The 20,147-nt window shown below is 71.4% G+C and carries 19 protein-coding genes; 12 read left to right on the top strand and 7 right to left on the bottom strand.

Annotated features, from left to right (window positions below):
- Positions 1–60: 60 nt before the first annotated feature.
- From OWR29_RS29165 to OWR29_RS29145, 5 genes are read left to right on the top strand one after another with little or no spacing between them, the layout of a single operon-like run.
- Positions 61–969, top strand: a complete 909-nt coding sequence (locus tag OWR29_RS29165) for a TIGR01777 family oxidoreductase (RefSeq protein WP_267566466.1) — start codon at positions 61–63, stop codon at positions 967–969.
- A 31-nt stretch (positions 970–1,000) separates the two neighbouring features.
- The gene (locus OWR29_RS29160) at positions 1,001–2,851 is read left to right on the top strand and encodes a DUF6311 domain-containing protein (RefSeq protein WP_267566465.1); all 1,851 of its coding nucleotides are present in this window, start codon (positions 1,001–1,003) and stop codon (positions 2,849–2,851) included.
- A gap of 22 nt (positions 2,852–2,873) precedes the next feature.
- Entirely contained in the window at positions 2,874–3,509 is a 636-nt protein-coding gene (gene lipB, locus OWR29_RS29155) for a lipoyl(octanoyl) transferase LipB (protein ID WP_267566464.1), read from the top strand.
- Positions 3,509–3,673 carry a DUF5808 domain-containing protein gene (locus OWR29_RS29150; RefSeq protein WP_267566463.1) on the top strand — a complete coding sequence of 55 codons (165 nt, stop codon included), beginning with the start codon at positions 3,509–3,511 and terminating at the stop codon, positions 3,671–3,673. The genes lipB and OWR29_RS29150 overlap by 1 nt, the downstream gene beginning before the upstream one ends.
- Positions 3,673–4,353 carry a VOC family protein gene (locus OWR29_RS29145; protein WP_267566462.1) on the top strand — a complete coding sequence of 227 codons (681 nt, stop codon included), beginning with the start codon at positions 3,673–3,675 and terminating at the stop codon, positions 4,351–4,353. Before OWR29_RS29150 ends, OWR29_RS29145 begins: the two co-directional genes overlap by 1 nt.
- Here OWR29_RS29145 and OWR29_RS29140 read toward each other — a convergent pair.
- The 3 genes from OWR29_RS29140 to aspS are packed head-to-tail and all read right to left on the bottom strand — an operon-like array spanning position 4,328 to position 8,003.
- Positions 4,328–5,464, bottom strand: a complete 1,137-nt coding sequence (locus OWR29_RS29140; protein WP_267566461.1) for an outer membrane protein assembly factor BamB family protein — start codon at positions 5,462–5,464, stop codon at positions 4,328–4,330. The genes OWR29_RS29145 and OWR29_RS29140 overlap by 26 nt on opposite strands.
- A gap of 11 nt (positions 5,465–5,475) precedes the next feature.
- On the bottom strand, positions 5,476–6,735 hold the full coding sequence (locus OWR29_RS29135) for a PQQ-binding-like beta-propeller repeat protein (RefSeq protein WP_267566460.1): 1,260 nt from the start codon (positions 6,733–6,735) through the stop codon (positions 5,476–5,478).
- A gap of 2 nt (positions 6,736–6,737) precedes the next feature.
- A complete protein-coding gene (gene aspS, locus OWR29_RS29130) occupies positions 6,738–8,003 on the bottom strand; it encodes an aspartate--tRNA(Asn) ligase (protein WP_267566459.1) in 1,266 nt (421 codons plus the stop codon).
- A 383-nt stretch (positions 8,004–8,386) separates the two neighbouring features.
- On the opposite strand from aspS, the gene lipA reads away from it, so the two are divergent.
- The 4 genes from lipA to OWR29_RS29110 all read left to right on the top strand — a co-directional run bounded on the left by lipA (position 8,387) and on the right by OWR29_RS29110 (position 11,655).
- Entirely contained in the window at positions 8,387–9,283 is an 897-nt protein-coding gene (gene lipA, locus OWR29_RS29125; RefSeq protein WP_221376308.1) for a lipoyl synthase, read from the top strand.
- 129 nt (positions 9,284–9,412) lie between these two features.
- A complete protein-coding gene (locus OWR29_RS29120) occupies positions 9,413–10,375 on the top strand; it encodes a hypothetical protein (RefSeq protein WP_267566458.1) in 963 nt (320 codons plus the stop codon).
- Between the two features lie 51 nt (positions 10,376–10,426).
- Positions 10,427–11,143: a class I SAM-dependent methyltransferase gene (locus OWR29_RS29115; RefSeq protein WP_267566457.1), complete on the top strand. Its 717-nt coding sequence runs from the start codon at positions 10,427–10,429 to the stop codon at positions 11,141–11,143.
- Positions 11,140–11,655, top strand: coding sequence for a hypothetical protein (locus OWR29_RS29110; RefSeq protein WP_267566456.1), 516 nt, complete (start codon positions 11,140–11,142; stop codon positions 11,653–11,655). The genes OWR29_RS29115 and OWR29_RS29110 overlap by 4 nt, the downstream gene beginning before the upstream one ends.
- Positions 11,656–12,501: 846 nt before the next feature.
- Here OWR29_RS29110 and OWR29_RS29105 read toward each other — a convergent pair.
- Together OWR29_RS29105 and OWR29_RS29100 are read right to left on the bottom strand one after the other, a co-directional pair.
- Positions 12,502–15,627, bottom strand: coding sequence for a helix-turn-helix transcriptional regulator (locus tag OWR29_RS29105; protein ID WP_267566455.1), 3,126 nt, complete (start codon positions 15,625–15,627; stop codon positions 12,502–12,504).
- Between the two features lie 68 nt (positions 15,628–15,695).
- Positions 15,696–15,962, bottom strand: a complete 267-nt coding sequence (locus OWR29_RS29100) for a hypothetical protein (RefSeq protein WP_267566454.1) — start codon at positions 15,960–15,962, stop codon at positions 15,696–15,698.
- 80 nt (positions 15,963–16,042) lie between these two features.
- On the opposite strand from OWR29_RS29100, the gene OWR29_RS29095 reads away from it, so the two are divergent.
- Positions 16,043–16,729: a DUF4191 domain-containing protein gene (locus OWR29_RS29095; RefSeq protein ID WP_267566453.1), complete on the top strand. Its 687-nt coding sequence runs from the start codon at positions 16,043–16,045 to the stop codon at positions 16,727–16,729.
- Between the two features lie 204 nt (positions 16,730–16,933).
- On the opposite strand, the gene OWR29_RS29090 is transcribed toward OWR29_RS29095, so the two are convergent.
- A complete protein-coding gene (locus tag OWR29_RS29090; protein WP_267566452.1) occupies positions 16,934–17,341 on the bottom strand; it encodes an RDD family protein in 408 nt (135 codons plus the stop codon).
- 203 nt (positions 17,342–17,544) lie between these two features.
- Here OWR29_RS29090 and glnA point away from each other — a divergent pair, with 203 nt between their 5' ends.
- Both glnA and OWR29_RS29080 read left to right on the top strand, forming a co-directional pair.
- Positions 17,545–18,969, top strand: a complete 1,425-nt coding sequence (gene glnA / locus OWR29_RS29085) for a type I glutamate--ammonia ligase (RefSeq protein ID WP_267566500.1) — start codon at positions 17,545–17,547, stop codon at positions 18,967–18,969.
- Between the two features lie 112 nt (positions 18,970–19,081).
- Complete coding sequence (locus OWR29_RS29080; protein ID WP_267566451.1) at positions 19,082–19,423, top strand: hypothetical protein; 342 nt, start codon at positions 19,082–19,084, stop codon at positions 19,421–19,423.
- A 25-nt stretch (positions 19,424–19,448) separates the two neighbouring features.
- Here the strand turns inward: OWR29_RS29080 and OWR29_RS29075 are convergent, their stop codons facing one another.
- Complete coding sequence (locus OWR29_RS29075; protein ID WP_267566450.1) at positions 19,449–20,144, bottom strand: TioE family transcriptional regulator; 696 nt, start codon at positions 20,142–20,144, stop codon at positions 19,449–19,451.
- Positions 20,145–20,147 lie beyond the last annotated feature (3 nt).

Genomic DNA, 20,147 nt, shown 5'->3' with positions numbered 1-20,147 from the left:
AGCGCCAAGGCGCTCCCCCTTTCGTTTTGAACGGGTTCTGTTCGGGGCATGATGGGGGTCATGCGGATCCTGATCTCCGGCGCTTCGGGCTTTCTCGGCGGGAACCTCGTCGAGCGCCTGCGCGGCCACGGCCACGAGGTGACCCGGCTGGTGCGCCGGCCCGCCCAGAGCGCGGACGAGGCGACCTGGCAGCCCTCGCAGGGCCAGCTCGACCCGCACGTGATCGCCGCGGCCGACACGGTGATCAACCTGTCCGGGGCGAACGTCGGCGGCAAGCGCTGGACCGCCCGCTACAAGTCCGAGCTGCGTTCGAGCCGGGTCGACACCACCGGCACCATCGCCCGGGCCATCCGCAAATTGCCCGAGGCCGACCGCCCCCGCACACTGCTGCAGGCCTCGGCCGTCGGCTGGTACGGCGAGACCGGCGACACCCCGGCCACCGAGGAAGCGCCGGCCGGCACCACCTTCCTGGCCGACCTGTGCCGGGTCTGGGAGGCCGCCGCCCGCCCGGCCGAGGACGCCGGCACCCGGGTCGTGCTGCTGCGCACCGGCCTCACCCTGGACAGCCTGCTCAAGCCCCTGCTGCCGCTGTTCAAGCTGGGCGGCGGGGCCAAGCTCGGCGGCGGCAAGCAGTGGATGCCGTGGATCAGCCTGCCCGACTGGCTGGGCGCGGCCGACTTCCTGCTCGAGCGCGAGGACATCTCCGGCCCGGTCAACATCGTCGGCCGCGAGCAGATCACCAACGCCCAGTTCACCAAGGCGGTCGCCTCCGCCGTGCACCGCCCGGCCCTGTTGAGCGTGCCCGGCCCGGCCCTGCACGTGGTGCTGGGCGAGCTCGCGGGCGAGTCGCTGCGCAGCGCGCGGGTGGTTCCGGCCGTGCTCGAGCGGGCCGGCTTCAAGTGGGCCTACCCGACCATCGACGGCGCGGTGCGGGCCGCCGTCGGCCAGGAACCGGCGGCGTCGCGCTGAGCAGCGGCGCAGGCTTGCTAACCTGCGCGTGATGTCCGTCGCCGTTCCCACCTCCACGTCCTCCGCAGATCAGCCGGCACCCCCCGCCGCCCCCCGGGCGACGCGGCAGTGGCGGTTCCATCTGTTCGTCGCCCTGCTGGCCCTCGCCCTGGGCGGGTACGTCGTCAGCCGGCTCTGGCGCGACCCGTTCCAGCACGCGGTGGCCGAGAATGTGGGTGACCAGGCGTTTTTCGAGTGGGTTCTGTCGTACGGCGTCCATCTGCTGCACCACGGCGGCGACCCGTTCTTCACCGACCTGCTGAACGTGCCGGACGGCGTCAACCTGGCCGCCAACACCTCGATCACCGTGTACGCGATCCTGTTCGCGCCGCTCACCATGCTGGCCGGCCCGCAGGTCACGTTCCTGACGATCCTCACGCTCAACCTGGCCGGGTCGGCCTACGCCTGGTACTTGTTCCTGAGCCGGTTCGTCACCCGCAACCGGACGGCGGCCGCCCTGGCCGGGTTCTTCTGCGGCTTCGCGCCCGGCTTCGTCGCCCACGCCAACGGCCACCTCAACTGGACCTCGGGCTGGATCGCGCCGCTGGTGCTGTGGCGGTTGCTCAAGATGCGCGACACCGCGCACTGGCTGCGCAACGGGCTGATCCTGGGCGTGACGCTGGCCGTCGGCTTCTCGATCGCGGCCGAGGGCCTGTTCTTCACCGCGCTGGCGGGCGGGGTCTTCGTGATCGCGTGGGCGCTCTCGCCGGTCAACCGGGCCGAGGCGCGTACGGCGTGGCCGAAGTTCACGGCCGGGCTGGGCGCCACCGCAGTCGTGGCCGGGGCGCTGCTGGCGTACCCGCTGTACATGCATTTCGCCGGTCCGCAGACGTTCAAGGGCACCGGCTTCAACCAGCGGCATTACTCGGAGGACCTGCTCTCGTTCTTCGCCTTCGGCGACCGCTCGCTGGCCAGCTGGGCCGGCCTGAGCAACGACCTGGCGGCCAACAAGACCGAGGAGACGAGCTTCTTCGGTCTGCCTCTGCTGGTGCTGATCGCCGTTTCCCTGGTCATGTTGTGGCGCAATGCGGACGACAAGCGGCGCGCGACCCTGCGGGCGCTGATGATCGTGGGCGGGCTGTTCTTCCTGATCTCGCTCGGCCCCCGGCTGCGGGTGGCCGACACCGAGACCGACATCCCGCTGCTCTACGCCCTGCTGCAGCACGTGCCGCTGTTCGACGCCGCCCTGCCGGCCCGCTACGCCCTCGTCCTGGTCGGTGTCTTCGGGGTCGTGCTGGCCATGGCCACCGACCACGCCGCTCGTCAGGCCGACCCCAAGCCCTGGTACGCCATGGGCCTGGTGATCGCGCTCGTGCCGATCTTCCCGCTGCCGTTGCACTACCGGCACCGCGCGCCCGAGCCGCGGTTCATCGCCGACGGCACGTGGGAGAAGTACGTCACCGACGACGGCGTGATCAGCGCGCTGCCGTTCGCCATCAACGTGGCCGCCGACGGGCAGCGCTGGCAGGCGTACACGATGGCGCGGGCCGGCAAGGAGTTCCGCATCCCCGACGGCTACTTCCTCGGTCCCGACGCCGACGGCGCCGAGGGCAAGGGGCGGATCGGCGCGCTGCCGCGGGCCACCGACTGGTTGTTCCTGCGAGCGGCCCTGTACGGCTACCTGGCCGACCTGGACAACGCCGACCGCGCGACGGCCCGGGCCGACTTCCAGCGCTGGGGCGTCCAGGCGCTGTTCCTGCCGGACGAGATCACCGGGCCCGTGGGGCCGCTGTTCCGCTCGGCGGTCGAGATCACCGCGACCGACTTGCTCGGTCAGCCGGAACGCGTCGACGACGTGCTGGTGTGGCGCATCCGTCCCGGAGTGGATCCGGTCGACCGCTGACCGGAGGGCTACGGTGGGACGCGTGACAACTTCCACGCTCACCGTTCTGCGGCCCGGCCTGGTCGACTATCGCGAGGCCTGGGACGAGCAGCGGCGCCTGCACGACGAGGTGGCCGACGGCACCCGGTCCGACACGGTCCTGCTGCTGGAACACCCCAGCGTCCTCACGGCCGGCAAGCGCACCGAGCCGGCCGACCTGCCGATCGACGGCACCCCGGTGGTCGAGGTCGACCGCGGCGGCAAGATCACCTGGCACGGCCCGGGCCAGCTGGTCGGCTACCCGATCCTCAAGCTGCCCGACCCGATCGACGTGGTGGCGTACGTCCGCCGCACCGAGCAGATGCTGATCGACGTCTGCGCCGAGTTCGGCGTGACGGCGGCCCGCAGCGAGATCAAGGGCCGCAGCGGCGCCTGGGTCCTGGCCGACGACCGCGGGCCCGACCGCAAGATCGCCGCCATCGGCATCCGGGTCGCCCGCGGCGTGACGCAGCACGGCTTCGCCATCAACGCCGACTGCGACCTGGCCAACTTCGACCGCTTCACCCCGTGCGGCATCCGCGACGCGGGCGTCACCTCGTTGAGCGCCGAGCTGGGCCGTGACGTCACGGTGGCCGAGGTGCTGCCCGTCGTCGAGAAGCACCTCACTACCCTGCTCTGATGGCTCTCTATCGGGACCCGAACGACAAGCGCGTCTTCGTCCCCAAACGCGGCGGCGGGGTGGCCCTCAACTTCGGGCACCCCATCGCCTGGGTGATCCTCGTCTGCACCACGATCATCCCGGCCGTGATCGTCATCGGCATGACCATCGCGGTGCTCGCCTGATGTCCTCCGTCCTGACCGCGGTGGCCTTCGAGGCGGCCGACCCGGACCGGGCGGCGCGGTTCTGGGCCGCCCTGCTCGACCTCCGGCCGGCCGACGAGAACCAGGTCGGCCTGCGGTTCGTCCCGGGCCGCGCCGGCGCACTGGGCCACAACCGCATCCACCTGCACCTGACCAGCACGGATCTCGATGACCAGCAGCGCACGGTGGCCCGGGCGCTCGAGCTGGGCGCCCACCACCTCGACGTCGGCCAGCGCCCCGACGAGGGTCACATCGTGCTGGCCGACCCGGCCGGCTACGAGTTCGACGTGATCGAGCCGGGCAACAACTACCTGGCCGGCACGGGCTTCCTGGGCGAGTTCGCGTGCGACGGCACCCGCGCGGTGGGCGTGTTCTGGAGCGAGGCGCTGGGCTGGCCGCTGGTGTGGGACTCCGACGAAGAGACCGCGATTCAGTCGCCGCGAGGCGGCACCAAGGTGGCGTGGGGCGGCCCGCCGGTGGCCCCGAACGAGCAGCCGAACCGCCAGCGCTTCGAGCTCGTCGCGGCCGACGCCGACCTTCCGGCCGAGGTCGAGCGGCTGATCGCGCTGGGCGCCACCAGGCTGGGCGAAGGCGCCGGCGGCGCGGTCGAGCTGGCCGACCCCGACGGCAACGAGTTCAGCCTGGCAGCCGCCAGACGGTGAAGGTGACGTTCGGCGTCTCGCAGGCCAGGAAGGGCCCGGCCGCGGAGCAGGCGCCGGGCGACACCAACGGCAGGACGCCGCGCACCCGGCCGTCGGACAGGCCGACCACCGTCGTACGCCCGGGTTCGGGGAACAGCAGCGAGTCGCCGACCGGGGCCGTGCGGCCGAGTTCGCGTTCGACCCGGCCCGTCGCCAGGTCGACGATCGCCGTGCGGCCGCCCTCCTCCGTCAGGACGCCGTCCGCCCCCATCCCCGTCCACGCCGGGTCGGCCCAGCGGACCGAGCCGTCGGCCGCGTCGAGCACGGTCAGCCCCTCGGCGCCGAACACGCACAGCAGCCCGTCGCCGCACGGAAGCACCCCGTACGCCGCGGGCGTCGAGGTGATCCACTCTCGGGACAGCCCGTCGCGGTGGTAGGCGGCCAGGTAACTTCCGCCCAGCAGCAGGACCCTCTCCCCCACCAGCTGGACGGCCGGATCGGGCACGCCGAGCTCGCGGCGGGGCGTGCGCTCGCGCCCGGTCGCGGCGTCGTACACGGTCGCCCCGCCCGCCTTGTCGGCAATGACCACGTACGCATCATCGGCCGAGTAGTTGAAGGCGGGCCGCGACCAGAGGGCGCGCCCGGACCGCAGATCCCGCATCCGCAGGACACGATCCTCGAAGCTCCAGGCGGCGACCCGGCCGCCGTACGGGTCGACCGCCAGCGCGTTGTTCAGGCGCCACCGCAGCGCCCCCGTCCGGGCGTCGAGGAAGATCGACTCGGCGGTGTCGTTGCCGTCGAGGATCAACGTGTCGCCCTCGGCCATCGTCAGCCGCTGCCCCGGCGTGCCCCGCGTGCTCCACTTCGGACAACCGGCGCACAGCGGCCGCGCCTCGATCGTCCCGTTCATGTGGGCCAGATAGAACGCCTCGCCGGTCAGCAGGCTGGCCACGGTGCCCTGCCCCTCGACGGTCAGCACCTCGGCGATGCCGCCCGGCCGGCCCGGGGCGGCGGACCCGCCGACCAGGATCAGCACCAGCACGAGCACCGCCACGATCCAGTACCGCACCGGCCGGCGGGCCCGAGCGGGGCTCAGGCTCGGCTCCGGCGCGGCGTCCAGATCGATCAGCACGGCACGGGACTCTACGCGCGACCGATCCGCCACACGCGGAACCGGGAGTCGGCCGTGCGGCAGGCGAACAGATCGGTGGCGGCGGTGCACGTGCCCGCCGCGATCCCCGAGACCTCACCCAGCACGCGACCGCCGGCGAGGTCGCGGACCAGGGTGCGCCCGCCGCCGCCGTCGACCAGCTGCAGGCCGCCCAGCACCTCGCCCCGGCCCAGCTCGGCCACGACGCGCCCGGTGGCCAGGTCGACCCGGGCCACCCGGCCGGCCTCGTCGAGCAGAACGCCCTGACCGCCGGCCGGGTGGGCCGAGTGGCCGGAGCCGTCGGCCACGCCGTACCAGCGCTCGCTGCTCCAGCGCACCCCGCTGTCGACCAGGCCGTGCCAGCGCTCGCTGCTCCAGCGCACCGCGCCGTCGGCCGGGTCGACGACGGCCAGCCCGCCGGTGGAGAACGCGCAGATCCGGCCGCCGCAGCCGGTCACCGCGGCCGGCCGGGCGATCGGTGTCCGCCAGAGCGGGGTCAGGTCGGTCAGGCGGTAGGCGGCGATGGCGGTCGCGCCCACCGTGACGAGGTTGTCGCCGATCATCCGGACCGGCGCGAACGGCGCCGGGTAGTCGAGGTTCCACTCGAAGTCGAGCTGTCCCGAGCGGGCGACCACCCGGCCGTCGGCGGCCGAGAGCACTGTCGGCCGGCGCCGCACGTCGAAGACGACCACGTACCGCTGCCGCTCGTCGACGGCGAAGGCCCGGGCCGGATGCGACCAGAGCACCCGCCCGCTCGCGGTGTGGCGCACCCGCAGAAGGTCGGGCGGCACCCAGTCGGTGACGGCCGCGCCGACCGGCCGCACCGACGAGTACTGGCCGGTCTTCCACCGCGTGCGGCCGGTGCGCGCGTCCAGGAACGTGGTCTCCCCGGCGTCGCCCGACTCGCTGACCAGCACCGTGCCCGACCGGTCGAGCCACAGGCCGGTGCCCAGGCCGGCCACCTTGGTGATCCACTCCGGACCGCCGGGCACGACCGGGCGCGCCCAGACGTCCGACGACTGGTCGGTCGCCTCGCCGTGCTGGGTGAAGACGGCCGTGCCGGTGAGCAGGCTCGCCGTGATCCCGCGGCCGTCACCCTCGAGCACGGGCGTGATCTCGGCGGCGTACGCGGGCGGCGCCGATGCTCCGACCAGCAGAAGCACCAGCACCGCCACGACGAGCGCACCTGACCTCGTACGCCGCAATCGGTCTTCGGCGCGGCCGGCCGGAGCGACGTCGAGGTCGATCGTCATCGCTACGGGGTGACCCGGTTGAGGTCTCTCGGGAAGGCCGTCACCTCTCGCACGTTAGCGGTTCCGGTCAGCCGCGCGACGAACCGTTCGAGACCGATCGCCCACCCGCCGTGCGGCGGCATGCCGTAGCGGAAGCCGTCGAGATATCCGGCGTACGGCTCCAGCGGCTCACCGGCTCGCGCCAGCGCCTCCACATAGTCCTCATAACGGTGCAGCCGCTGCCCACCGGTCACGATCTCCAGCCCGCGGAACAGAAGGTCGAAACCGTTCGAGTACGCCGGGTCGGCCGGGTCGGGGTGCGTGTAGAACGGCCGCTTGCGCATCGGATAGCCGGTCACGTAGACGAATTCGGAACCGTGCTCACGCAGCGCCCACTCCCCCAGCGCCCGCTCGTGGGCCGGCGCCAGGTCGGGCTCGTCGGCGGGGGCCCCGGCGATGCGCAGCGCCTCGCTGAAGTGGACGGCGGGAATCTCGGCGGGCACCCGCGGCGTCGCGAACCGGGCACGGGCGGTGATGGTCGCCATCATCACGGTGAGCGTCCGGGTCAGGGCGGCCATCACGTCCCGATGGTCCTCGATGAAGCCCAGCTCGGCGTCGAGCGATGTGTACTGCGACAAATGCCGCACGGTGTCGCTGGGCTCGGCGCGGAAGACCGGGCCGACCTCGAAGACCCGCTCGAAGACGCCGACCATCAGTTGCTTGTAGAACTGCGGCGACTGGGCCAGATAGGCCGGGCGGCCGAAGTAGTCCAGCGCGAACACGTTGGCCCCGGACTCGGTGGCCGAGGCGACGATCTTCGGCGTCTGGATCTCGACGAACCGCTGCTCGGTCAGCGCCGCCCGGAAGCCGGCCGTCGCCGCCGCGGCCACGCGCAGGGCCGAGCGGCGGGCCGGGTGCCGCAGGGCCAGGGCCGCGTGGTCGAGCTGGGTCGGCAGGGTGGCGCCGACGGCCGGGCGGTGCAGCTCGAACGGCAGCGGCGCGGTGACGGCGGACAGCACGCGGATCTTGGGTTCGGTCAGCTCGACCCCGCCGGGCGCCTGCTCGTTGGCAGTGACCGTGGCGGTCACCTCGACGACGCTCTCCTCGGAGAGTTCCTCGAGCTGGGCGCGGGTCTCGGGTTCGGCCACGACGACCTGGCTGAGCCCTTCGGCGTCGCGGACGATCAGGAAAGCCACCGACTTGAGCAGGCGGCGGCGGTGGATCCAGCCGGCGATCGTCACTGTCGATTCGACGTGCGCGCGGAGCTGGGTGGAGAGGATGCGTTGCATGGCGGGTGACCTCCTCGAGAAGCTGCAACGCGGCCCCAGGGAGGCGTGGGCGAGCGGGATCCTCGCGGTGCCACCACACCTTCGCGCCCTTTGCGGGCGCCTCTTGTGTTGCTGCGGCTCAGGAGTGTCTTCACGCCCCGGCGCCCGGGCCACCTTCACAGCGATCGGTGGCTCTCTCGGCCGGCCTTCCGGGGGCTACTCGGTTCCCTCACTGCCGTGGGCCGGACGTTAACAGCAGACGTCGGCGCCGCGAAAGGGAATTTAACCGGTTCATATGAGCGCCGTCACACCTCTGGTCACGTGAGCCTCGTCGCCCCTGTCTAGGCAGAGACCTATTCAGGCGTAATCTCGGGGCTGTGACTATTGCTCCCGAGGGCCGCCGCATGCTGCGCATCGAGGCGCGCAACGCCGAAACTCCCATCGAGCGGAAGCCTCCGTGGATCAAGGTCAAAGCCAAGATGGGCCCCGAATACACGCAGATGCGGGGCCTGGTGCAGAAGGAAGGCCTGCACACGGTCTGCCAAGAGGCGGGCTGTCCCAACATCTACGAATGCTGGGAAGACCGCGAGGCCACCTTCCTCATCGGCGGCGACCAGTGCACGCGGCGCTGTGACTTCTGCCAGATCGACACGGGCAAGCCGGCCGAGTTCGACGCCGACGAGCCCCGCCGCGTGGGCGAGTCCGTCGCCACCATGGGCCTGAAGTACGCGACGGTCACCGGCGTGGCCCGCGACGACCTGCCCGACGGCGGCGCCTGGCTCTACGCCGAGACGGTCCGCCAGATCCACAAGCTGCAGCCCGGCTGCGGGGTCGAGCTGCTGATCCCCGACTTCAACGCCGAGCCGGCCCAGCTGGCCGAGGTCTTCGGCGCCCAGCCCGAGGTGCTGGCCCACAACGTCGAGACGGTGCCGCGCATCTTCAAGCGCATCCGCCCCGGCTTCCGCTACGAGCGCTCGCTCGACGTCATCACCCAGGCCCGCGCGGCCGACCTGGTGACCAAGAGCAACCTGATCCTGGGCATGGGCGAGGAGCGGGCCGAGATCTCCCAGGCGCTGCGCGACCTGCACAACGCCGGCTGCGAACTGATCACCATCACGCAGTACCTGCGCCCCACCCCGCGGCACCACCCCGTCGAGCGCTGGGTCAAGCCCGAAGAGTTCGTCGAGCTGCGCGAAGAGGCCGAGCAGATCGGCTTCGCGGGCGTGATGAGCGGGCCGCTGGTCCGGTCGTCGTACCGGGCGGGCCGCCTCTACAAGCAGGCCCTCGAGGCGCGCGGCTGACGCCCCGGCCTTTCTGGCCGGGCATCGTTGTTTCGCTGTGCCGTCCTCGTCGCTCCGGCGCCGCCTCAGCAAGTCGGACATTTCGCCGATGTTGGTGATATGCGTCGCTGCACGCTTCTCCTCGCCGCCGTGGCTGCGCTCGCTGGTGCTTTCACGCCGCCGCCCGTAGCCGCCTCGGCCGCCGACACCTGCGCCTCGGCGTCGTCGGCGACCTTCCGGCACACCTTCGACGGCGCCTCGGGCAAGGCGACGGTCACGGCCGTACGGGCTCTGTGCGCCGGCCAGAGTCAGGCGTTCGGCCTGGTCTCGTACACCGACGGCGGCGGGGGCCGATTCACGTACGCCACCGACCGCGCCACCATCACGGCGAAGACCCGCACGGTTCGTCTCGACGTGGTCGTGCCGCCCTGCCGCACGCAGGTCTTCGCCATCCGGGGAAGCGGGCTGCTCGACGAGGTGACCAGCGGCGACAACCCGTACGGCGGGCTGGTCCTGGGCGACTCGGGCAGCAAGTCGAACGGGCCGCCCGCCCACTATCGCGGCGGTTCGGCCGAATGCTCCCCCGAACCCAAGGTCACGTTCACCAGCGCCTGCGACGGCACCTACCGGGCCACCCTCGAGAACGCGCCGTCGGCCAACGTCAGCGCCACGTTCCTCATCGCCGGCCAGGTCACCCGCCTGGCCCCCGGCCGCTCCACCACAGTCAAAGGCCCTCGCGACGGTTCCCTGACGGTCAGGGTCAACACCTTCACCACGTACGTCGGAAACTGGCGCCCACCCGCGGCCGGCTGCAGCACCACGGCCGCCCCCGCCGCCTCCACTCCTGCCGCTGCACCCCCGCAACCTCCCGCCGCGGCGCTCCCCTCCGCTCCAGGCACGACTGTCCCCACCGCGACCACCACAACCGAGACCGACAGCACCCCCGGCGTGTACTTCCCGCCGGCCCAACCCGCCACCGCGGCCGCCGCCGAGGCCGAGCGCCCCGGCATGAGCACCGGCAGCATGCTGGCCGTGGCCTTCGGCCTGCTCCTGATCGGCGGCGGCGGCTACTTCCTGGTCCGGGTGCTCCGCGGCTTCCGCGATCCGCACTAGCCCGCCAAAATCGCTTCGCGCCGGTCGGGTGGTCGCTCGTACGGTCTCGCTATGAGCATCCTCGATGACCAGCGCGCCTATTACGAAGCCCGGGCCGGCGAGTACGACGAGTGGTGGTACCGGCAGGGCCGCTACACCATGGACCCGGACGAGGAGCAACGCTGGTTCGCCGACGTGGCGTCGGCCGAGCGAGCCCTGGACCATTTCGCCCCCACCGGCGACGTCCTGGAGTTCGCCTGCGGCACCGGCCTGTGGACCCGCCACCTGGCCCGGCACGCCCGATCAGTCCTGGCCGTGGACGCCTCCCCCGCCGTGCTCGACCTCAACCGGGCCCGCAACCTGGGCGCCCACGTGCGCTACCGCCAGGAGGACATCTTCGCCTGGAGCCCGCCCCCGTCCGCGTTCGACGTGGTCTTCTTCAGCTACTGGCTGTCCCACGTGCCGGAGGACCTTTTCGCCCCGTTCTGGCGCAAGGTCGCCACCGCCCTACGCCCCGGCGGCCGCGCCTTCCTGATCGACAGCTACCACAACGCCGAACTGCCCAATCACGTCCAGGACCGCACCCTCAACGACGGCCGCGAATTCCGCATCGTCAAACACTTCTGGCAGCCCGCCGACCTGGCCGCAGCCGTAGCCCCACTGGGCTGGCACCTGACCGCCGAGCTGACCCCCAACAACCACATCATCCACGCCACCGCAACGCCGACCTCCGCCAAGCCGGCCCCAGGCGAGCCGGCGAGCGGATCCACCGCGGGCGAGGCGGTATGACTCCTGAAGAGGCGAGAAACGGCATGCGCGAGGCGGCCGCACTCTGGAGCGTCGGCTACGTCAGCGCGGCCGAGCTGGTAGACGCCGACTGCGACCTGCTGGTGACCGGCCACGACGGTCTCAACCTGGCCATGCTCGCCGGCGTCCTCCACCGCCACGCCGCCGAGGAGGCACCCGACCTCCTCGAGGACGCCCTGAGCGACGTCAACCTCCCCTACCACCCAAAGGGCAGCCAATCCGGCGCGGAGGCCGCCATCGAGGTGCTGGCCAACCGAGTGCTGACCGGCCGGCTGACCCCGACCGAACTGACCATGTGGGCGCACACCACCTTCGGCCACGGCACCCTTGACCTGGCCGAACGCCTGGTAAAGCTGGACGACCAATACGGCGCCGTCGACCACGAGGCCAAGACCCATTTCGAAGACCTGGACGCCAAAGTCCTCGAGGAGGCCCGCCGAATAGTCGGTTCACGACCGCCAACGCGCCAAAGGACGTCACGACGCGAGGTCTAAGCGCCCAGCCCACCCCAATGGTCAAACGCCAGGCCCCACACGAGGTCGAACGCCAGGCCCAACGTGAGGGAGGAGCGCTCGACCCCCAGGAACGGAAGAGCGCCCAGCCCCACGCGACGGAAGTCCACCCGACCTTGCGCTTCGCGAGGGGCGCCAGGCGAGGAAAGAGCGCCCGACCCAATGCCAGGGAAGGGCGCCCGGCAGCACGCGAGGAGGGGCGCCAAGCACAGCCCGAGAGAGGAGCACCCAGCCTCACGCGAGGGAAGAGCGCCAGCCCTACACGAGGAAGCGCGCCCAACCCCACGCCACGAGGAACGCCGAGCCTCACGCGAGGACGAACGCCCGGCTCAATGCGAAGGAAAAGCGCCCAGCCACACGCGAGAGAAATGCACCCGGCCCCACGCCAAGAGAAGCGCCCAGCCCCACGCGAGGACGAACGGCCGACTCAACGCGAAGGAAAAGCGCCCAACCCCACGTGAGGGAAGAGCGCCGCCCCACACGAGGAAGAGCGCCCGACTCAACGCGAAGGAAAGGCCCCAGCCACACGCGAGAGAAGTGCACCCGGTCCCACGCCAAGAGGACCACCCAGCCCCACGCGAGGAGGAACGGCCAGCTCAGCCCGACGGAAGAGCGCCCAACCCCACGTGAGGGAAGAGCGGCCGCCCCCGCGCAAGGAAGCGCGCCCGGCTCCACGCCGGAAGGAATGCCCAGCCCACGCGAGGAAGCGCGCCCGGCCCCACGCCAGGAGGAGCATCCGGCCCCACGAGAGAAGCGCGGCCAGCTCCGCACGAGGCAAGCGCACCCGGCCCGGCGCGAGGGTGCGAGGCCTCGGCGGAAAGCGCGGGTTCAGTCGTCGAGTAGGCCCAGGCGGCGGGCGACGGCGGCGGCCTCGCCCCGGTTGGTCACCTCGAGCTTGGCGATGATGCGGGAGACGTGGACGCTCGCGGTCTTGGGTGAGATGTAGAGGTCGGCGGCTATCCGGCTGTTGGTGTGGCCCTCGGCTACCAGGCGCAGAACCTCGCGTTCACGGGACGTCAGCAGGTCGTCGCGCTCGGCGGTGGGGGTCGACGGGCGGATGCCCAGGCGGCGGGACAGGGTGTCGGCCGCTTCGACCAGCGGTGTCGCACCCAGTGCCGACGCCAGCGCGAGGGCTTCGGCGATCGACTCGGCCGGATCGGAATGCCCTGCGAACCCGTCGCCGGCTCCGTCAGAGATCGCCACCCCGCCCGAGCCGGCGTCACGAGAGCTGAGGTCGCGGGCAGCGGCGGCGGAAGGGAAGGTGGCAGCATCGCGGGAAGCAGCAGCATCGCGGGGAGCAGCGTCAGACCGAGACGAAGCTTCGGAACGGAAAGCGGCGTCGGAGCGTGACCCAGCGCCGGACCGGGATGCGGCCTCATAAGGCGACGCAGCCTCGGAACGAGAGACGGCCCCAGAATGCGACGCAGCGTCGGAGCGGGAAGCGGCATCTGAGCGGTGGGCGGTTCGGGCGGCGGCCTGCGCCTCGGCCAGGTCGAGCAAAGCCCGGGCCAGCTCGTAGCGGTGGCCGTCGGCGCGCCAGGCGGTTACGGCCTTTTGCCAGCGGGGCTCGCCGCCGCGTAGCAGAGCGTGAACCTCGGCGGCGAAGGCGGCCTGGGCCGGGTAGCGCACCGGGACGCGGGCGGCGGCCTCGGCCACGGCAGAGGACAGGGCCGGGTCGGCGGAGCGGGCGGCGGCGCGGGCCGCGTGCGACAGGATGGACCAGCAGTAGCGGGGCAGCACCGTGAGCGAGGGCTCGGCCAAGGTGGCGTGGGCGGCCTCGGCGGCGACGGCCGGGTCGGGGTCGTGCAGGGCGGCCAGCAGGCGCAGGTCGAGGGTGGCCAGGCGGCCCTCGTTGCTCAGGTACGGGCGGCGCAGGAAGGCGACCGAGCGCGCGACCAGCGCGTCCGCCCCCTCGCGGCCGCGGGCCAGGCGGAGGCGGGCGCGCAGGCGCAGCCAGGGCAGGGCCAGGGTCTCGGGCGGGTCGAGGCGGGCCGCCTCGGCCAGGCGGGCGTCGGCCTCGTCCCAGCGGCCCAGGGCGATCAGCGCCTCGGCGTGGTTGGCCAGCAGGAAGACGCCGCTGGTGCGGCTGACGCCGACCTTGTCGGCGTGGGCCAGGCCGTCGACGGCGGCCGCGGCCGATTCCTCGTAGCGGCCCAGCTCGAACAGGGAGTCGGAGACGTTGATCAGGCCGCGGGTGAGTGCGGGCAGGTCGCCGGCGGCGCGGGCGTGTTCCACCGCCTCTTGCATGACCGGCAGCAGCTCGGTGGCCGGCACACGGCCGGAACAGGTGGAGCCGAACGCCACCTCGGCCGTCACCAGCGCGGCCAGGTCGCCCTGCTCGGCGGCGTCGGCCAGCGCGACGCCGGCCACCTCGGCCGCGCGTTCGGGGTCGATCCCGGCCAGCTGGTGGGCCACGTCGGCCAGCAGGCGCACCCGGTCGGAGCCGCGTGGGGCCAGGCTGAGCAGGCGGAACGCCTCGTCGCACTCGGCCCGGCCGTCGGACTTGCCCGCCGTACGCAGCAGTTTGGCCCGGCGCACCAGCAACCGGCCGGCCCGCAGCGGCTCGGCCTCGGCGTCGAGGTCGCCCAGCGCGGCCCGGGTGAGGCTGAGCGCGCGCATGTGCTCGCCCGAGTCGATCGCGGCCAGGGCCGACTCTTCGAGCAGGTCGAGGTGGTCGAGGCCGAGCAGGGACTCGGCGTCGGGCACGTCCTCCCACAGGTGGAGCACCCGGTCGAGAAGGCTGGCCTGTTCCCCGTACGCGAAACGCCGTTTGGCCTCGTCGGCGGCGATCTTGGCGGTGATCAGCGCACGCGGATGGTCGTGGGCGGCGTGCCAGTGGTGCGCCACCTCGGCGGCGGCCCGGCCCATGGCGACCAGATGAGGCTCGGCCTCGACGGCGCGAGCGTAGCGGGCGTGCAGCCGGGCATGCTCGCCGGGCAGCAGGTCGTCGTGCACGGCCTCACGCACCAGGGCGTGGCGGAACTCGTAACCCCCGTCGGCGTCGACCACCACGACGAGCTGAGCAGCCACGATGGCCCGCAGTGCCGATTCGAGAGCCACGTCGTCCAGGCCGGCCACGCGGGCCAGCAGCTCGTGGCCGAAGCGGGTGCCGCCCACGGCGGCCACCCGAAGCACCTGCTGGGCCGGCTCGGGCAGCTGGTCGACCCGGGACAGCAGCAGGTCACGCAGGCTGGCCGGGATCTCGTCGAAGGCGGCGCCGGCGAACTGCTCGATGAAGAACGGGTTGCCCTGGGCCCGCTCGTTGACCGAGTCGACCACGCGGGCCTCGGGCTCGGCGCCGAGCAGGTGGGTGAGCAGCTGGGCCGTGCCCTCGCGGTCGAGCCGGTCGAGCTCGAGGCGGAGCACGCCGCGCACCCGGTCGAGCTCGGCCAGGAACGGCCGCAGGGGGTGACCGCGGTGCAGCTCGTCGGTGCGGTAGGTGGTGATCAGCAGCAGCTGGGGCAGGCGGGCCGCCCGCACCAGGAAGGCGATGAGATCGCGGGTCGACCGGTCGGCCCAGTGCAGGTCTTCGATCACCAGCACCAGCGGGCGGCCCTCGAACAGCGCGGCCACGGCCTCGAAGAGCAGCCCGCGACGGCCCTCACCCGCGGGCGGCGGGCCCAGCTCGGGCAGCAGGAGGGCCAGCTCACGCTCGTGACCCTGGAGCGCGGCCACGCCCTCGGCCCGCACCAGCTGGCGCAGGGCACCCGCGAAGGGGGCGAACGGCAGACCCTCTTCGCCCAGCTCGAGGCACTGGCCGGCCAGCACGCGCACCGGCTCGCCGGCCAGGCCGCGGCAGAATTCCTCGACCAGGCGGGTCTTGCCGACCCCAGCCTCGCCGCCGACCAGAACGGTCGACGGCTCGGCGTGGCGGGCCCGTTTCAGCGCGTCGCGCAGCACCGCGAGGTCGGCCTCGCGGCCGACGAGCACCTCGCTGTGGGCCTGCGCCGTCATGAGTTCGAGCATGCCATGGGGGTGCGACAGATTTTCCGCCGCGAAATGCCCCCCGAACGCCACCGCCGTCATGCGGCCACGGCGGCGCGGGCTCGTTGCTCCTCTCGCCGGCGGGGCCATCGGCCGAAGCGGCGGCGGCCGTCGCCGGCGGCGGCCTCCCGCGCGTGGCGGACGGCGGCGGCCTTCCGGTGCAGCTCGCCGGCCCGCTGGTGGTGCAGGTCGAGCATGGTCCGGGGGTCGTTGTAGGGGAACATCTCGGTGCCTTTCCGTCGGGGTTCGTCTGCCGAGAACTCTTCGCCGGAAGGCACCCCCGGGGCATGGGGAACCTGCCTCATATTGGCCTCCCGAGCCCCCTTACCGCTGGGGAGGACCACCGGTGCATAAGTAAGGACCCGCCCCACTACACTTTCGAGTTATGGCAAAAGAGCAGGAGAAGGTGTCGTTCGGCACGCGCCTGAAGCAGATCGGTCAGGTGTTCTCGTTCACCGCGAAGCAGGACAAGTGGTTCGTCCCGCTGCTTCTGGCGGCCGTGCTGATCCCGCTCGCCCTGACCGTCGTGCTGGTGATCCTGTTCGGCTGGATCTACCTGCCGATCGGCATCATGGTCACCCTGCTGGCCGCCGTGATCGTGCTCAACCTGCGCTCCAACGCGGCCATGATGAACGCGGCCGAGGGTCAGCCCGGCGCCGCCGCCTCGCTGATCGAGAACATGCGCGGTGACTGGCGGGTCCGCCCCGCGGCCGCCTCGACGACTCAGTTCGACATGGTGCACGTGGTGATCGGCCGTCCCGGCGTGATCCTGCTGGCCGAGGGCAACCCCCAGCGCGTCCGCGGCCTGCTCGGGCAGGAGAAGCGCCGCCTGTCCAAGGTCATCGGCAACGCGCCGCTCTACGACTACGTGATCGGCTCCGACGAGGGCCAGCTGCCGGTCAAGAAGCTGCGCTCGACGATGATGCGGCTGCCGCGCAACCTCACCGGCAAGGACGTCAACTCGCTCGACAAGCGCCTCGGCGCCCTCATGGCCCGCCCGCAGATGCCCAAGGGCGCCATCCCCAAGAACATGCGCCCCAGCAAGGGCATGCGCCAGCAGCGCCCCCGCTGATTCAACGTCAACTTCTTTTCAACGTACGAGTCACAACCGGCGCACCGAGGCGGGAGTTCACAGCCCTGGCGCACAGCCTCGGCGTGCACAGATCACTCGGAACGGCTCGGACGGGCGTCACCATCCAGGCCACGCTCACGCCTCGGCCACGGACGACCGCCTCAGGCTGCGCCTGACCGCCGTACCCGGGAACGCAGTTGATCTTTAAGAGCGCTGCACCATGACCGAGCGAGCCGCCCGATCATGCAGTCCACGGCCGTCGGCGTCGTTGATCACGGCGGGGATCACGATGGCCAGCAGCAGCGCCCGGACGATGGCCCGGGGCAGGCCGATGGCCCCGCCGTCCACGATGGAGACGCAGCGGATGCGGGCCAGCGCCATGCCCACCGTCTGTCCGAACAGGCCGACGAAGAACGCGTGCGCCAGCACGAAGATGCCCAGCTGAGGCCACGGATTGGTGCGCAGGTCGTCGACGATGAGGGCGGCCACGACCGTGGCCAGCGCCCAGTCGATCATCAGGGCGCCCAGCCGCCGGCCGAACGAGGCGGTCGTGACGCCGGACAAGTCGAGCGCACCCCGCGTACCGGACGGGGTCTTGCCTGCCGAAACCATGCAACCAGCGTAACCGCGCCGGTTTTCGCGGTAGCCTCGCTGGGGCCGCCCCGGAACGCCGGCGGAGCCCGACCGACTCCGTAACATGACGGAAACAATAGGGATACGCCGGGGCAACTCCCGCCCCATAGCGTCGCGACCAGCCCAGCCATGCGGCGGAAGAACGCCGCCCCGGTATCGAAATCCTGTACCAGGAGGACGTGTTGTTCGCCAACCCCGAGGAATTGCTGCGATACCTCAAGGACGAGGACGTCAAGTTCGTCGACGTACGGTTCTGTGACCTGCCCGGTGTGATGCAGCACTTCAACATGCCGGTCGAGTCGTTCGACGACAGCGTGGTGACCGACGGCCTCGCCTTCGACGGATCCTCGATCCGCGGGTTCCAGGCCATCCACGAGTCCGACATGATGCTGCTGCCGGACGTCACCACGGCGTTCGTCGACCCGTTCCGCATCCAGAAGACGCTGGCGCTCAACTTCTTCATCCACGACCCGTTCACCCGCGAGGCCTACTCGCGTGACCCGCGGAACGTGGCCAAGAAGGCCGAGACCTACCTGGCCTCCAGCGGCATCGCCGACACGGCCTACTTCGGCGCCGAGGCCGAGTTCTACATCTTCGACTCGATCCGCCACTCCACCAGCGCCAACGAGGCCTTCTACTACATCGACTCGGTCGAGGGCGCCTGGAACTCCGGCAAGGAGGAAGAGGGCGGCAACAAGGGCTACAAGACCGCGTACAAGGGTGGCTACTTCCCCGTCGCGCCGCTCGACCACTACAGCGACCTGCGCGACGCCATGGTGCGCCGCCTGATCGACGTCGGCTTCACCGTCGAGCGCTCGCACCACGAGGTCGGCACCGCGGGCCAGGCCGAGATCAACTACAAGTTCTCGACGCTGCTGCACGCCGGCGACCAGATGCAGATGTTCAAGTACATCATCAAGAACACCGCCTGGGAGCACGGCAAGACCGCCACGTTCATGCCGAAGCCCCTGTTCGGCGACAACGGCTCGGGCATGCACACCCACCAGAGCCTGTGGCTGAACGGCGAGCCGCTGTTCTACGACGAGACCGGCTACGCGGGCCTGTCCGACACGGCCCGCTGGTACATCGGCGGCCTGCTGCACCACGCGCCCAGCCTGCTGGCCTTCACCAACCCGACCGTTAACTCGTACCGGCGCCTGGTCCCCGGCTACGAGGCCCCGGTCAACCTGGTCTACTCGCAGCGCAACCGCTCCGCCTGCACCCGCATCCCGGTCACCGGCAGCAACCCGAAGGCCAAGCGCGTCGAGTTCCGCGTGCCCGACCCGTCGAGCAACCCCTACCTGGCGTTCTCGGCCCAGATGATGGCCGGCCTGGACGGCATCAAGAACAAGATCGAGCCCCCGGCCCCGATCGACAAGGACCTGTACGACCTGCCGCCGGAGGAGTGGGGCAGCGTCAAGCAGGTGCCCGGCTCGCTGGACGCGGTCCTCAACAGCCTCGAGGCCGACCACGAGTTCCTGACCGCAGGCGGCGTCTTCACCGACGACCTGATCAGCACCTGGATCGACTGGAAGCGAACCAACGAGATCGACCCGGTCCGCCTCCGCCCGACCCCCCACGAGTTCGAGATGTACTACAACGTCTGATTAGGGCACAACGCGAGCACAAGTTGAGAAACGGCGGTCATGCCCGGCTCCCAGCCGGCGTGGCCGCCGTTTCGCATCCACTGAGCGCGCCCGCCATGGTCGGATGTCACTCGTGAGCGAGCCTGCCCCGCATCAGCCGAGCACCCGACGCGGCTGTCTGTTCTGGGCGTTCGTCGCCCTGGTGGTCGTTGGTTTCGTGGCGGTGATCAAGCTGTGGCCCGATTCCCTCGAGGAACGACAGGACGCAGCGGTTGACCTCTGCAAAACCGAGGTCGACGCGGTGGAACCGACGACGTGGCGGAAGCTGTGGCAGGAGTCGTCGTTCCAGGTCGACGGAGACAAGGTGCTTACGGTGTCGGGCCGGTTCGCCACGAAGGACGCCGGTTTCCGCCAGTTCAGTTGTGAGGTGGAGGACGGGAAGGTCACCGGCTCCCAGATCGAGCCTGGCCGGTGACGATCGGTCAGGTCGAACTGATCACTCATCGCGCGTCCTTCTGGAGGTAGGCGTCGAGGGCGGCGGCGCCCGTGAGCAGGGCTCGGCCTCGGGAAGTCAGTCGGGTGTGCCAGGCGTGGAGGGTTGACTCGAGGGAGTCGAGGCCGCCCGCGGTGTGGAGTTGGGTCAGGAGCGGGGCGATCTGGTCGAGGCGGTAGCCGCCTCGGCGGAGCTGGTGGATCATCTGGGCGTCGCGGGCGTCAGTGGCGGTGTAGATGCGGTAGCCGGTTTGCGGGTCGCGGCTCGGGGTCAGCAGGCCGGCCCGTTCCCACTTGCGGAGGGTGGCTGGGCGGAGGCCGAGCCGGGCGGCCAAGGCGCCGACGAAAGTGTCGCCTCGCCGGGGAGGGACGGGTGCGAGGTCGCGGAGGGCCGCTTCCACTGCTCGCAGGGTGTCGCGGTCTTCCCGCAGCTGGGCGTGGCTTTCGTCGATGAGCTGCAGCGCCTGGTCGATGGCGTCTCGGTTGACCGCCTGCATGATCTGGACGGCGGTTCGGTGGCCGTGGCCAGGCACCAGGGCCAGGAACGCGGCCAATGCCTGCGCGTGTCGCGGGGCGTAGGTGCGGTAGCCGTACGCCGTGCGCGCAGCCGGCGGGAGGATGCCGGCCTCTTCGTAGTTCCGGACCGCCTGGGTCGACAGGTTGTGCGCCCGGGCCAGGTCGACCGGTCGAAGCTTTTCGCGCATGGT

The organism is Paractinoplanes pyxinae (assembly GCF_026626335.1).
Taxonomy (GTDB): Bacteria; Actinomycetota; Actinomycetes; order Mycobacteriales; family Micromonosporaceae; genus Actinoplanes; species Actinoplanes pyxinae.
The sequence above is the reverse complement of the archived record's forward strand: the minus strand, read 5'-3'. Positions and strand labels throughout refer to the sequence as shown.

What these genes read in the sequence shown, in the direction of transcription:
- OWR29_RS29110 (WP_267566456.1), top strand. Translation starts at nt 11,140, where the DNA reads ATGACTCCTGAAGAGGCGAGAAACGGCATGCGCGAGGCGGCCGCACTC.
- OWR29_RS29105 (WP_267566455.1), bottom strand. Translation starts at nt 15,627, where the DNA reads ATGACGGCGCAGGCCCACAGCGAGGTGCTCGTCGGCCGCGAGGCCGAC.
- OWR29_RS29135 (WP_267566460.1), bottom strand. Translation starts at nt 6,735, where the DNA reads ATGACGATCGACCTCGACGTCGCTCCGGCCGGCCGCGCCGAAGACCGA.
- OWR29_RS29165 (WP_267566466.1), top strand. Translation starts at nt 61, where the DNA reads ATGCGGATCCTGATCTCCGGCGCTTCGGGCTTTCTCGGCGGGAACCTC.
- OWR29_RS29150 (WP_267566463.1), top strand. Translation starts at nt 3,509, where the DNA reads ATGGCTCTCTATCGGGACCCGAACGACAAGCGCGTCTTCGTCCCCAAA.
- OWR29_RS29100 (WP_267566454.1), bottom strand. Translation starts at nt 15,962, where the DNA reads ATGAGGCAGGTTCCCCATGCCCCGGGGGTGCCTTCCGGCGAAGAGTTC.
- aspS (WP_267566459.1), bottom strand. Translation starts at nt 8,003, where the DNA reads ATGCAACGCATCCTCTCCACCCAGCTCCGCGCGCACGTCGAATCGACA.
- lipA (WP_221376308.1), top strand. Translation starts at nt 8,387, where the DNA reads ATGCTGCGCATCGAGGCGCGCAACGCCGAAACTCCCATCGAGCGGAAG.
- OWR29_RS29075 (WP_267566450.1), bottom strand. Translation starts at nt 20,144, where the DNA reads ATGCGCGAAAAGCTTCGACCGGTCGACCTGGCCCGGGCGCACAACCTG.
- OWR29_RS29090 (WP_267566452.1), bottom strand. Translation starts at nt 17,341, where the DNA reads ATGGTTTCGGCAGGCAAGACCCCGTCCGGTACGCGGGGTGCGCTCGAC.
- OWR29_RS29145 (WP_267566462.1), top strand. Translation starts at nt 3,673, where the DNA reads ATGTCCTCCGTCCTGACCGCGGTGGCCTTCGAGGCGGCCGACCCGGAC.
- OWR29_RS29160 (WP_267566465.1), top strand. Translation starts at nt 1,001, where the DNA reads ATGTCCGTCGCCGTTCCCACCTCCACGTCCTCCGCAGATCAGCCGGCA.
- OWR29_RS29115 (WP_267566457.1), top strand. Translation starts at nt 10,427, where the DNA reads ATGAGCATCCTCGATGACCAGCGCGCCTATTACGAAGCCCGGGCCGGC.
- OWR29_RS29095 (WP_267566453.1), top strand. Translation starts at nt 16,043, where the DNA reads ATGGCAAAAGAGCAGGAGAAGGTGTCGTTCGGCACGCGCCTGAAGCAG.